General features: G+C 48.5%; 10 protein-coding genes and 2 pseudogenes. 4 read left to right on the plus strand and 8 right to left on the minus strand.

Annotation, left to right across the window (positions count from 1 at the left end):
* Position 1 precedes the first annotated feature (1 nt).
* The 3 genes from QUE65_RS08345 to QUE65_RS08355 are packed head-to-tail and all read right to left on the minus strand — an operon-like array spanning position 2 to position 3,724.
* Entirely contained in the window at positions 2–2,254 is a 2,253-nt protein-coding gene (locus QUE65_RS08345; protein WP_286280615.1) for an arginine/lysine/ornithine decarboxylase, read from the minus strand.
* 6 nt (positions 2,255–2,260) lie between these two features.
* Entirely contained in the window at positions 2,261–2,827 is a 567-nt protein-coding gene (dcd, locus tag QUE65_RS08350) for a dCTP deaminase (protein ID WP_286280617.1), read from the minus strand.
* Between the two features lie 54 nt (positions 2,828–2,881).
* The gene (locus QUE65_RS08355) at positions 2,882–3,724 is read right to left on the minus strand and encodes a formate dehydrogenase accessory sulfurtransferase FdhD (RefSeq protein ID WP_286280619.1); all 843 of its coding nucleotides are present in this window, start codon (positions 3,722–3,724) and stop codon (positions 2,882–2,884) included.
* A gap of 96 nt (positions 3,725–3,820) precedes the next feature.
* Here QUE65_RS08355 and metG point away from each other — a divergent pair.
* From metG to panC, 4 genes and pseudogenes are all read left to right on the plus strand, one after another.
* A pseudogene (gene metG / locus QUE65_RS08360) lies at positions 3,821–5,476 on the plus strand (methionine--tRNA ligase); the annotation flags it as partial.
* 70 nt (positions 5,477–5,546) lie between these two features.
* Positions 5,547–5,735 (plus strand): DUF3460 family protein, encoded by a 189-nt coding sequence (locus tag QUE65_RS08365; RefSeq protein ID WP_215369832.1) that lies wholly within the window; start codon positions 5,547–5,549, stop codon positions 5,733–5,735.
* Positions 5,728–6,582 (plus strand): segregation and condensation protein A, encoded by an 855-nt coding sequence (locus QUE65_RS08370; protein ID WP_286282501.1) that lies wholly within the window; start codon positions 5,728–5,730, stop codon positions 6,580–6,582. Before QUE65_RS08365 ends, QUE65_RS08370 begins: the two co-directional genes overlap by 8 nt.
* Positions 6,579–7,448 (plus strand): pantoate--beta-alanine ligase, encoded by an 870-nt coding sequence (gene panC / locus QUE65_RS08375; RefSeq protein ID WP_286280621.1) that lies wholly within the window; start codon positions 6,579–6,581, stop codon positions 7,446–7,448. Before QUE65_RS08370 ends, panC begins: the two co-directional genes overlap by 4 nt.
* Here the strand turns inward: panC and QUE65_RS08380 are convergent, their stop codons facing one another.
* The 5 genes and pseudogenes from QUE65_RS08380 to oxc all read right to left on the minus strand — a co-directional run bounded on the left by QUE65_RS08380 (position 7,449) and on the right by oxc (position 13,260).
* Entirely contained in the window at positions 7,449–8,384 is a 936-nt protein-coding gene (locus QUE65_RS08380; RefSeq protein WP_286280622.1) for a methionyl-tRNA formyltransferase, read from the minus strand.
* A pseudogene (gene frc / locus QUE65_RS08385) lies at positions 8,385–9,634 on the minus strand (formyl-CoA transferase).
* A gap of 103 nt (positions 9,635–9,737) precedes the next feature.
* Positions 9,738–10,169 (minus strand): PAS domain-containing protein, encoded by a 432-nt coding sequence (locus tag QUE65_RS08390; protein WP_286280624.1) that lies wholly within the window; start codon positions 10,167–10,169, stop codon positions 9,738–9,740.
* Between the two features lie 66 nt (positions 10,170–10,235).
* Entirely contained in the window at positions 10,236–11,486 is a 1,251-nt protein-coding gene (gene frc / locus QUE65_RS08395) for a formyl-CoA transferase (protein WP_215369840.1), read from the minus strand.
* A gap of 37 nt (positions 11,487–11,523) precedes the next feature.
* Positions 11,524–13,260: an oxalyl-CoA decarboxylase gene (oxc, locus tag QUE65_RS08400; protein WP_286280625.1), complete on the minus strand. Its 1,737-nt coding sequence runs from the start codon at positions 13,258–13,260 to the stop codon at positions 11,524–11,526.
* Positions 13,261–13,268 lie beyond the last annotated feature (8 nt).

Raw genomic sequence — 13,268 nt, forward strand, 5'->3', positions numbered from 1 at the left:
GTTAAGCGCGCACGCAATCAACGTAGTAACCGTTGTTGCCATCCGCATTTTTAACAAGCCCATGGATATCGGTTTCAAAGCCCGGAAATTGCTGATTAAAGTCGCGGGCAAAGCGTAAGTAATCCACAATCGCCTTATTAAAGCGCTCGCCTGGAATGAGCAGGGGGATACCTGGCGGGTATGGCGTCACCAGCATGGCAGTAATGCGACCCTCAAGCTCATCAATCGGCACTCGATCAATTTCCTTATGGGCCATCTTGCTCCAGGCATCGCCTGGCATCATCGCAGGCTCCATGTTCGAGAGGTACATCTCGGTGGTCATGCGAGCCACATCGCGGCTCTTATAAAACGAATGGATTTGCGCAGAAATTTCTTGCAAGCCCACGCGCTCGTAACGGGGATGTTTTGCGACAAACTCGGGCAGCACCTTCCACAGGGGTTGGTTCTTATCAAAGTGATCTTTGAACTGTTGCAACTCGGTCACGAGAGTATTCCAACGCCCCTTGGTAATACCAATCGTAAACATGATGAAGAAGGAATAAAGCCCAGTTTTTTCAACAATCACACCATGCTCGGCTAAGTATTTGGTCACAATGCTTGCCGGAATACCAATCTCACCAAAATTACCCTCAATATCGAGGCCAGGGGTGACCACCGTTGCTTTAATGGGGTCGAGCATATTGAAGTTCTTGGCTAAAGGACCAAAGTCATGCCAATAGGCGTTGGGCTCCAAAATCCAATCGTCACGCGTTCCAATCCCTTCTTCGGCCAAATGATCCGGCCCCCACACCTTAAACCACCAGTCAGAACCAAACTCCTCATCGACCTTACGCATCGCACGACGAAAATCAAGAGCTTCTGCAATCGACTCTTCAACTAAGGTTGTGCCGCCGGGCGACTCCATCATCGCTGCGGACACATCGCACGACGCAATAATGGCGTACTGGGGACTAGTCGAGGTATGCATTAAGTAGGCCTCGTTAAAACAATCCCGATCAAGTTTGCGCTCTTGGGCATCCTGCACCAAAACTTGGGAGGCTTGCGATAGGCCAGCAAGTAACTTATGGGTGGACTGGGTCGAGAACAACAAGCTCTTCTGTGGACGTTTGCGATGCTGCCCGATTGCATGCATATCTTGATAGAAGGGATGAAAGGCCGCATGCGGCAACCAAGCCTCATCGAAATGCAAGCTGTCGACCTTGCCATCGAGCATCGACTTAATCATTTCAACGTTATAGACAATCCCATCATAGGTGCTTTGGGTAATGGTTAAGACCCGTGGCACAACATTTTTATCTTTAATGAAGGGGTTGGCTGCAATTTTTTTCTGGATATTGGCCCACTCAAACTCTTCTTTTGGAATCGGTCCAATAATGCCAAGGTGATTACGTGTAGGCATCAAGAAGACCGGGATTGCACCCATCATCATGATCGAATGAATCACGGACTTATGGCAATTGCGATCCACTAAAACAACATCTCCAGGAGCAACGGTTGAATGCCAAACAATTTTGTTCGAGGTCGACGTACCATTAGTAACAAAAAATAAGTGATCCGCGTTAAAAATGCGTGCTGCATTACGTTCACTCGCCACCACGGGTCCGGTGTGATCCAGTAACTGACCCAACTCCTCAACCGCATTACAGACGTCGGCACGCAACATGTTCTCACCAAAAAATTGATGGAACATGCGACCAACGGGACTCTTCAAGAAGGCAACACCTCCTGAATGTCCTGGGCAATGCCATGAATAGGAACCTTCCGAGGCATAGTGGGTGAGCGCCCGAAAGAACGGGGGTGCCAAGGAGTCAAGATAAACCTTAGCTTCACGAATGATATGGCGCGCCACGAACTCAGGGGTATCTTCATTCATGTGAATGAAGCCATGCAACTCACGCAGAATATCGTTGGGAATATGGCGTGAGGTACGGGTCTCGCCATATAAGAAGATTGGGATATCCTCATTGCGCTTGCGTACCTCCACTACAAACGAACGCAAGTTGGTAATTGCTGGCAGGTCGCTATCTTCGGAATCTATCACTGCATCAAACTCTTCATCATCAATCGATAAGATGAAGCAGGATGCGCGAGAGGCTTGCTGCGCAAATGAGGTGAGATCACCATAACTGGTCAGTCCAATTACTTCAATTCCCTCACCCTCGATGGCAACGGCTAGGTCGCGAATGCCAGAACCGGAAATGTTTTCGGAGCGAAAGTCTTCATCAATGATGATGATCGGGAAACGGAATTTCATGATGGCTTAGGTTTTTGGCAGAGTGACGCCGTGTTGGCCTTGGTACTTACCGCCACGGTCTTTGTAGGAGGTGCCGCATACTTCATCGCTCTCAAAGAAAAGAACTTGCGCGCAACCTTCACCCGCATAAATTTTGGCTGGTAACGGAGTCGTGTTCGAAAACTCCAGAGTTACATAACCTTCCCATTCAGGCTCAAAGGGTGTGACATTAACAATGATTCCGCAACGTGCATACGTACTTTTGCCAACGCAAATCGTTAAAACATTGCGGGGGATCTTGAAATACTCCACCGTTCTCGCCAAGGCAAAGGAGTTAGGTGGAATGATGCAAACATCGCCCTTGAAATCCACGAATGATTTTTCATCAAACTGTTTTGGGTCAACAATCGTGCTATTGATGTTGGTGAAAATCTTAAACTCGTCGGCACACCGAATGTCGTAGCCATAGCTTGAGGTGCCGTAGCTCACAATTTTTTGCCCCGCAGAGTTGATTCGAATTTGGCCAGGCTCAAAGGGGCTAATCATGCCGCCTTGCGCCATCCGGCGGATCCAATGGTCAGATTTAATAGTCATGGCGGGATTGTAAGACTTTCGTGCCCAAGAGGACACAAACCCCTGGTTTAAGGTCTAGGGTGTCTGAAAAACCACACGCTCCGGGGCGTTGTAGATCTCAAAGTGCTTACCGGAGCAGCGCGATAGCAGGGTTAAGTGGGTCTTTTTAGCCAGCTCCAAGCCCATCTGGGTCACTCCGGAGCGGGTGAGCAAATAGGGAATTCCCATCTGCGCCCCTTTGATCACCATCTCCGAAGTTAGGCGGCCGGTCGTAAAAAAGATGAGGTCTTCACCATGGCGCTTGGCCAACCAGAGTAAGCCCGAAATAGAATCAACCGCATTGTGTCGCCCCACATCCTCAATCAAATGCAAGAGCTTGACGTGATCACTCCCAGCACGCTCAAATACGGCGCAAGCATGGACCGATCCGGCTTTCTTATAGATGGTTTCATGCGAGCGGATTTGCTCCAAGAGATTAATAATCGCGGCTTGATGAAGTTTGGGGCCCTCTGGTAACCGAATCTGAGCCATGTCTTCCATCAGTCCACCGAACATCGTCCCTTGACCACATCCCGTGGTCACAACTCGCTTACTGGTGATTGCATCAATATCAACAGAACTTCGTCGGGTCTTGACCGCTGCCGAATCGGTGTCCCAATCAACCTGAATACTCTCAATGTCATCAGCAGACTCAACCAATCGTTGGTTGCGAAGATATCCCAATACCAAAGCCTCGGGGGCTGCGCCCAAGGTCATCAAGGTCACAACCTCGCGCTTATCCAAATAGATCGTCAAGGAACGCTCGCCCGGAATAAAGGTGCTCTTCTGACGACCCAGCTCATCCATAATCGTTACCTCGTGAACCACGGGTACCGAGGCATTGGTCATTGCAATGGTTGTTTGTGAAGTACTGCTCATCGGTGGTTTGATCCTTAGCCATCAACGATACCCAGCGGTATCTCACCATACACTTTAACCGCAGTCTAAAATCTATGTTTAACAAGAATGATTAATATGCGTCAACTGCTGGTAACCTCTGCCCTACCCTATGCCAATGGCCAAATCCATATTGGTCATCTGGTGGAATACGTACAGACCGATATTTGGGTTCGATTCCAACGAATGCGAGGCCACGAAGTACATTACGTCGGTGCAGACGATACCCACGGTACCCCGATCATGCTACGGGCCGAAAAAGAAGGGCTTACTCCCAAGGCTCTGATTGATAAAGTGTGGCACGAACACAAGCGAGATTTTGATCACTTTCTGATCTCGTTTGATCATTACTACACCACCGATAGCCCAGAAAACGAACAGTTATCGCGCGAGATTTATCTCAAGTTACGCGATGCGGGTCTGATTGAAAAAAGAGCAATTGAACAAGCCTACGATCCGGTCAAGGAGATGTTTTTGCCTGATCGGTTTATTAAAGGCAATTGCCCAAAATGTGGTGCAGCAGATCAATATGGCGACTCTTGTGAAAAGTGTGGTGCCACCTATGCGCCCACCGATCTCAAAAATCCCTACTCTGTCGTCAGTGGCGCTACCCCGGTTCGCAAAGTATCTGATCATTATTTTTTTAAGCTCTCCGATCCGCGTTGCGAGGCATTCTTGCGCGAGTGGACACAGGTGAAAACCCCCCTACAGATTGAAGCCAAAAATAAGATGAAAGAGTGGGTGGGTACCGAAGGGGACAGCAAACTAGGCGATTGGGATATCTCGCGTGACGCACCGTACTTTGGCTTTGAAATCCCCGACGCACCAGGAAAGTATTTTTATGTTTGGCTTGATGCCCCAATTGGTTATTACGCAAGCTTCCTGAAATACTGTAAGGAGCGGGGTCTCGATTTTGCCAACTGGGTCAAGCCCGATAGCACGACTGAGCAATACCATTTCATTGGTAAAGATATTTTGTATTTTCATACGCTCTTTTGGCCGGCTACCTTGCACTTCTCAGGGTATCGCACACCCACCAATGTTTATGCTCACGGATTCTTAACCGTGGATGGCGAGAAAATGAGTAAATCGCGCGGTACGCTCATTTCTGCAAATAGCGTCATTGAAGCGGGCCTGAACCCAGAATGGTTCCGCTATTACTTTGCGACTAAGTTAAATGCAACCATGGAAGATCTTGATTTAAATCTCCACGATTTTGTGGCACGCGTTAATAGCGACCTCTTGGGAAAGTACATCAATATTGCCAGTCGGACTGCCGGATTTTTAGTCAAACGCTTTGAGGGTCGGATCTCCGATGCGGCAATGACGCATCCGTTACTCGAGTCGATAGCAAACGCAAGTGACTTGATTGCTGATTTTTATGAAAGCCGCGAATTTGCAAAAGCCGTACGCCAAATCATGGAGCTGGCTGATCTTGTGAATGCTTATGTTGATGAGAATAAGCCTTGGGAACTTGCAAAAGATCCCCAGGGCGCAGCCAAACTGCATGAAGTGTGCAGCGTCATCTTAGAATCGTTTCGCCGGTTGAGTTTGTACTTAAAGCCAGTTTTACCGAATTTGGTGGGTCAGGTTGAAGAATTTTTGTCCATTCCACCAATGCAATGGCACGATATCGGCAAATCATTAAAGAGCAATTCTGCAATTCAACCCTATCGTCATTTAATGACACGGGTCGAGCCCGCTCAGGTTGATGCGCTTCTCGAATTAAATCGCTGAGGATCCCTAAAAATCGTTAATAATGAAGGGTGTTGTAATCCATTTTATTATGTAAGTTATTGATTTTATGAAGAAATATAAATCTCAAGCCACCTTGTTTTTAGAGAAACTAAAGTCGCAAAATCCCCAACTGGAGCAAGCGCAACGTGAGGGTCGCGCTCTACTTTGGGATAAGCCTGCATTAAGTCCCGAAGAAATTCGCCGCAACCAACTCGCCAAAGTTAAGCAACGCGCATACGTTTATGGCAATGACTGAGGAGCTCGAGCCGCTCCCCAATGGCCCATCGGAAGAAAAAATTGATGGCCTAAGCTCTGCGTTTGCCAAGTTGTATGGCGAACCCTTATTTCAATTACCGAGTGATTTATACATTCCACCGGATGCGCTGGAGGTTTTTCTAGAAGCCTTTGAGGGTCCTTTAGATTTACTGCTCTACCTGATTCGTAAGCAAAACTTCAATGTCTTGGATATTCCGATGGCGGAGGTCACACAGCAGTATCTCAGCTACATCGATCAAATCCGTCATCACAATCTCGAACTTGCAGCTGAGTATTTATTAATGGCTGCAATGTTGATTGAAATTAAATCTCGAATGCTCTTGCCCATGAAAAAGGCGGACAGTGATGAGGAAGTGGAAGATCCACGCGCTGAACTGGTACGACGCCTCTTGGAATACGAGCGGATGAAATTAGCTGCACAAGAGCTCGATCGCATTCCTCAAGTCGGTCGTGATTTTCAGGTAGCGCATGGTTATGTCGATACCAGCATTGCGGTGACTTGGCCTGAGGTCAATCTCGAGGATCTGCAAATGGCATGGCGCGATGTGCTGCATCGGGCCAAACTCAATCAACACCATACGATTACCCGCGAGCAGTTATCGGTTCGCGACTTCATGACACGTATTCTGCGGCGCTTACAGAACGCCCGCTTTGTTGAGTTCAGCGAGCTGTTTGAAGATGCCATTCGCTCAGGTAATGGTGTGCCGGTGATTGTGGTGAACTTTATTGCCATGCTCGAGCTCTCACGTGAATCGTTAATTGAAATCACCCAAGCGGAGCCCTACGCGCCGATTTACGTCCGACTAGCCTATACCCCAAGCGCATGAAAATCGTTACCGATATTCAAGAGTTGCGCGATCAATTGCGTGGACAGAACCGCGCCTCCTTTGTACCCACCATGGGCAATCTGCATGAGGGGCATCTCTCCTTAATGCGCATTGCAAGACAACATGGCGATCCAGTGATAGCCAGTATTTTTGTAAATCGTCTGCAGTTTGGTCCCCATGAAGATTTTGATCAGTACCCACGAACCCTTGAGGCGGATGCCGAAAAACTTGAAAAGGAAGGGGTTTATGTATTGTTCGCTCCCTCCGAGAAAGTCCTCTACCCCGAGCCCCAAGAATACCGTGTTGATCCACCCAAGCAATTAGGCGATATTTTAGAAGGCGAGTTCCGTCCGGGATTTTTTAAGGGAGTTTGTACGGTTGTTCTGAAATTATTTTCCTGTGTTCAACCCCGTGTCGCCGTCTTTGGCAAAAAAGACTATCAGCAACTGATGATTATTCGTCAAATGGCGCATCAGTTTGCCTTACCCGTTGAGATTGTGGCGGGTGAAACGATTCGTGCCGATGATGGCTTAGCGTTATCTTCGCGCAATGCTTATTTAAGTGAGGCTGAACGCACTGAAGCCCCTCATTTACAAACAAGCCTGCAAGAGCTGCGACATGCCGTTTTGGATACCATGCATCACGCCAGCCCCATGAAGCCTCTGGATCAATCGCTACATGAGCTTGAGAAAAAGACCACTGATGCTCTGACACAACGTGGCTGGCAACCTGACTACATCGCCATTCGTAAGCGCACCGATTTATTAGCACCTAGCAATGAAGACCTGCTGGCGAAGAAAGAACTCGTCATTTTGGCGGCTGCCAAACTTGGCAAGACTCGCCTAATTGATAATCTTGAGGTCTAATTACGCGTCAAAGAATTGGCCGACCTGAATACCGGCCGCACTAGCGCACTCACCCCCGGAGACTTTCGAACCCTTTCCGGCTTTGGCTTTGAGAACCTCAATCTGACCGCCATGGCAGGCCACTCTAAATGAGTTCGAGGTAACCTCAACCACTTCGCCGGGCTTACCCTGAACGGATCCGTAGGTTGGGGTGATATGTTTGCGCACATCATAAATCTGAACTTTCTCACCATTGAGTGCAGTCCAAGCACCTGGGGCTGGATTGCATGCCCGGATCAGGTTATAAATTTGACTCACATGGTTTGACCAATGAATCCGAGCAGCAGCTTGATCAAACCAACCTTCGTAGTTCGCTTGCGACTCATCTTGCACCATTTCTTGATGCTTACCTGCCGCTACTAAATCGGCCGCCTCTAACAAGGCTGCAATTCCTAAGGGAAAGAGGTGATTAAAGTAGACCTGACCTAAGGTGTCATCTGGACCAATCGGCACTTCCTTTTGCAAAATGATTGCGCCTTCATCGAGACCATCGGAGGGCCTAAAGATCGTTAATCCAGTCTTGGTTTCACCTAAGGCAATCGACCAACCGATCGCACTGGGACCGCGGTACTTTGGTAATAAAGATGGGTGATACTGAATCGTGCCAAAGCGTGGGATCTTTACTAGATCCTGTGGCACAAATTGCAACACATAGGCCATCACACAAATATCCGCTTTACTATCGCGCATTGCATTGGCAGCCTCCGGTCCCTTAAGACTCGGAAACTGGAGCATGTTCAAACCCCGAGCCATGGCAGTCTCTTTCAAGATCTCAGGCTTAGTGGCCTTCGGATTATCGGGCGGACAAAACACTGCCACCACCTCATCCCCACGCTCCAAAAAAGCCTCAAGGGCGGCTTTACCAAAATCTTGACTGCCAATGAGTGCGATGCGCATTTAGATGACTTTCTTGTGGCGTAAATCAATCAGATCATCGATCTTAAAGCCAAGTTCTTGCAAAATCTCATCGGTATGTTCACCCAATAGGGTGTGAACGGGTCACATCGGTAGGGCTATCGGATAATTTGATCGGATTACCAACCGTCAAATACTTGCCACGAATTGGATGATCAACCTCAACCACCGTACCGGTTGCACGTAAAGCAGGCTCTTGTGCAATCTCCTTCATAGAAAGGATCGGGCCACAGGGTACATCGTACTGATTGAGCGTATTCATGACCTCAAACTTTGTCTTAGTCATGGTCCATTTCTCAATTTCTGCAAAGATCCCCATAAGTCGGGGCAAACGAGCCATGGGTGATGCGTAATCGGTATCGGTAATCCAATCCTCACGTCCAATCACTTTACAAATGGCCTCCCCACACCGCAGCTTGAACGACGATGTAAATGTAAGAATTAGGATCGGTTTCCCAACCCTTGCACTTCAGAATCCAACCGGGCTGACCACCGCCTGAGGCGTTACCAGCACGGGGAACCGCATCGCCAAAAGTACCATTTGGAAACTGGGGATACTCTTGCATCGTGCCGTTTCGATCAAGGCGCTGTTGATCACGAAGCTTAACGCGGCACAGATTGAGAACTGCATCTTGCATGGCGGCATCGACCTTCTGCCCCCGACCCGAATGCGTGCGCTGATAGAGTGCGGTCACAATCCCGAGTGCCAAATGCAAACCGGTACCACTGTCACCAATCTGAGCACCGGTCACCATCGGTGGGCCATCATCAAAGCCTGTGGTCGATGCAGAACCGCCTGCGCATTGCGCAACGTTCTCATACACCTTGCAATCCTCATAAGGCCCGGGTCCAAAGCCTTTGATCGAGGCCATGATCATGCGGGGGTTGAGTTCTTGAATCCGCTGCCAAGTAAAACCCATGCGATCTAAGGCACCCGGAGCAAAGTTCTCAACTAACACATCGCACTGCTTAATCAAGCGCTCCAGAATATCTTTACCCTCAGACGTTTTGGTGTTCACAGTTAAAGAGCGCTTGTTGTGATTTAGCATCGTGAAATACAAACTATCGGCATCCGGTATATCTTGCAATTGCTTGCGAGTCGCATCACCCTCACCCGAACGCTCGACTTTAATAACATCGGCTCCAAACCAAGCGAGCAACTGGGTGCACGTTGGCCCAGATTGAACGTGCGTAAAGTCGAGGATCTTAATCCCCTCAAGTGCTTTTGCCATAAAAGAGTCCTAAAAAGTATGAAAATTTGATGAAAGCCATTTTACCAGTGCTGGTATTGGTTAAAAATGGCGATACAAGCCCAATTTAGGGCAAACGCAGGGATCACGCGCCCGGCTTGGATTCCAGCTCGATCAAACGTTTTTTGAGCTCTTTTTCTTCGATAAATCGAGCGGTTTCATCTCGAATCACAGCAACGACACCGCCGACTTGGTGGTGTTCGTCATGGAGCATGGCAACGGTAAATGCGATCGACAGCGTATGCCCATCTTTATGAAGCGCCGGTACTCGCAAAGTTTGCTTTCCGTACTTTGTGGTGCCCGTTTCCATGGAGTGGTGATAGCCCTCCCAATGACGTGCCCGAAATCGTTCAGGTGTAATGATGTCGAGATTTTGTCCCAATGCCTCTGTAGCGGTGTATCCAAACATGTCCTCGGCAGCGCGATTCCACAAAGTGATTTTGCCCGCCACATTGGAGACAACGACAGCATCACCAATCACCTCAATGAGTTGATGAAGATCGACCTCGTTGCTCATGTTTGATGTCTCTCCCCTGAAAAGCAAATGGCGCCCGAAGGCGCCATTACTTAAGCACTATACCGATTAAACCGCTTTTGCCGCATGCAATTGAGCAATTTGCTCTTTGCTATAGCCAAGATCAGATAGAACCTCGTCAGTGTGCTCACCCAATACTGGAGATGGCTTCACTTCGACCTTCAATTCAGAGAACTTAATTGGACTACCAATCGTGAGGTACTTGCCACGTACTTTGTGATCCACTTCAACAATAGATCCGCTAGCACGCAAATCAGGTGATTCAGCGATCTCTTTCATGGAGAGGACAGGTGCGCAGGGAATATCAAACTTGCGCAAGATATCAACCGCTTCGTACTTAGTCTTATCTTTGAGCCAATCTTCAATGGTCGCGAAGATATCAAAAATCTTGTCTTGACGAGCTTGCGCAGTCATATAGGCTGGATCGGTTGCCCACTCTGGTTTGCCAAGGGCTTTGGTAATTGGCTCCCAAGCATGACCTTGGATCGTGAAATAAATATAGGCATTTGGATCGGTTTCCCAACCTTTGCACTTTAAGACCCAACCAGGCTGACCGCCGCCGCCAGCGTTACCACCACGGGGCACGACATCACTAAATTTGCCATGAGGATACTGTGGATACTCTTCGAGGTAACCAACGCGATCCAAGCGCTGTTGGTCACGCAACTTCACGCGGCAGAGATTCAATACAGCGTCTTGCATCGAGCAAGCCACCTTTTGACCTTTGCCTGTTTTTTGACGATGCATGAGAGCAGTCAAGATACCAATTGCCAAGTGCATACCCGTATTACTGTCGCCCAATGCAGCAGCGGATACAGTGGGAGGGCCGTCCCAGAAACCAGTGGTCGATGCCGCACCGCCAGCACACTGAGCGACGTTCTCATACACTTTTAAATCCTCATACGAATGACCGTCTGAGAAACCTTTGACTGAAGCCAAGATCATCTTGGGGTTCAATTCCATAATGCGATCCCATGAGAAACCCATGCGATCTAAAGCGCCTGGACCAAAGTTCTCAACCATCACATCAGAGACCTTGATTAACTTCTCGAGCACCTCTTTACCCTCTGGGGTCTTGGTATCCAAGGTTAAGGAACGCTTGTTACCGTTAAGCATCGTGAAATACAAAGCATCGGCATCGGGAATATCACGCAACTGACTACGGGTCACGTCGCCAGAGCCAGGACGCTCTACTTTAATCACGTCGGCGCCATAAAAGCCAAGCAATTGGGTGCAAGCAGGGCCTGCTTGTACGTGGGTGAAATCGATAATCCGAATTCCGTCTAGTGGTTTACTCATTTTGAATCTCCTTTGGACTCTTTATATCAATAAATGATTACTTCTTGGTTGCAGTAGAAGCTGGGTTGAGGTTGGTCAAGCGACCGCTCTCAGTACCCGCAGTTTCGTCAATCACAGCATTGATGACCGTTGGCTTACCAGAGGCGAGTGACTTGTTCAATGCATCAGTCAATTCCTCGGGAGTGGTGACGTTATAACCAACGCCGCCAAACGCCTCCATCATCTTGTCGTAACGTGCATTTTTTACAAACACGGTTGGCGCAACATCCGCACCACCGGTAGGGTTCACATCCGTACCACGGTAAACACCGTTGTTGTTAAACACGACCGTGATGATTGGCAGGTTGTAGCGGCAGATGGTTTCAAGCTCCATACCGCTAAATCCAAACGCGCTATCCCCTTCGATTGCAATGACGGGTTGCTTGCTAACAACCGCTGCACCGATGGCGTAGCCCATACCAATACCCATGATTCCCCAAGTACCGGAGTCAAAACGTTTACGGGGCTTATACATGTTGACGATGCTACGAGCATAGTCAAGAGTATTAGCCCCTTCGTTCACGATATTGACATCTGGATTGGCCTTCACCACCTCACGAATCGCACGCAATGCGCTGTGGAAGTTCATGGGGGAAGGATTTTTGGAGAGTGTCTCCTCCATTTTGGCAATGTTCTTATCTTTTTTCTCATTAATTGCATGAATCCACTCAGCGCTTGGCTTGGGAACGCTGCCAATTTGCTTCAAGATCTCGGTGACACAAGAGCCAACGTCACCAATCACCGGGGCTGCAATCGGTACGTTGCTGTCAATTTCAGTTGCTGCAATATCAATCTGAATAAATTTCTTCAAATGGTTGCCCCAAGTTTTACCTTTGCCATGGGCCAATAACCAATTCAAACGAGCACCGACCAACATCACGGTGTCCGCTTCTGCCAACACAAATGAACGAGCTGCAGATGCGCACTGCGGATGGGTATCTGGTAATAAACCTTTTGCCATTGACATTGGCAAATAAGGAATACCTGATTTCTCAACCAAATCTTTGATCTCTTGATCGGCTTGTGCATAAGCAGCGCCCTTGCCCAAAAGAATCAAAGGCCGCTTGGCGTTTTTCAAAACATCAATCGCGCGCTTGATGGCATCCGGTGCAGGAATTTGCTTAGGTGCAGCATCAATCACGCGGAATAAGGATTCTTTCCCTTTTTGAGCAGGAATACTTTGCCCCAATAACTGTGCAGGAAGATCAAGGTAGACTCCGCCTGGGCGTCCCGATACTGCGGCACGAATGGCGCGCGCAACACCAATGGCGATGTCTTCTGCCTTATTAATCCGGTAGGATGCTTTTGCGTAAGGCTTGGCAGCATTTAACTGATCCATCTCCTCATAGTCACCCTGCTGCAAATCCACAATCTCACGCTCGCTTGATCCAGAAATCAAGATCATGGGGAAGCAGTTAGTGGTTGCATTTGCTAAAGCAGTCAAACCATTTAAGAATCCGGGTGCCGACACTGTTAGGCAAATGCCGGGCTTTTGAGTCATATAACCAGCAATCGCCGCAGCATTACCCGCATGCTGTTCGTGCCGGAATCCAATAAAGCGCATTCCCTCCGCTTGGGCCAAACGCGCTAAATCAGTAATAGGGATACCAACCAGTCCAAAAATGGTATCGATATCGTTAGCCTTAAGGGCATCGATCACCAAATGGAAACCGTCGGTTAGTGGGGTATCTTCTGCAGCGACATTGGCAGAATGCTCTTTCGTAGCTGTCAACATAACGTTGT

This window comes from Polynucleobacter sp. HIN8 (genome assembly GCF_030297615.1).
Lineage (GTDB): Bacteria > Pseudomonadota > Gammaproteobacteria > Burkholderiales > Burkholderiaceae > Polynucleobacter.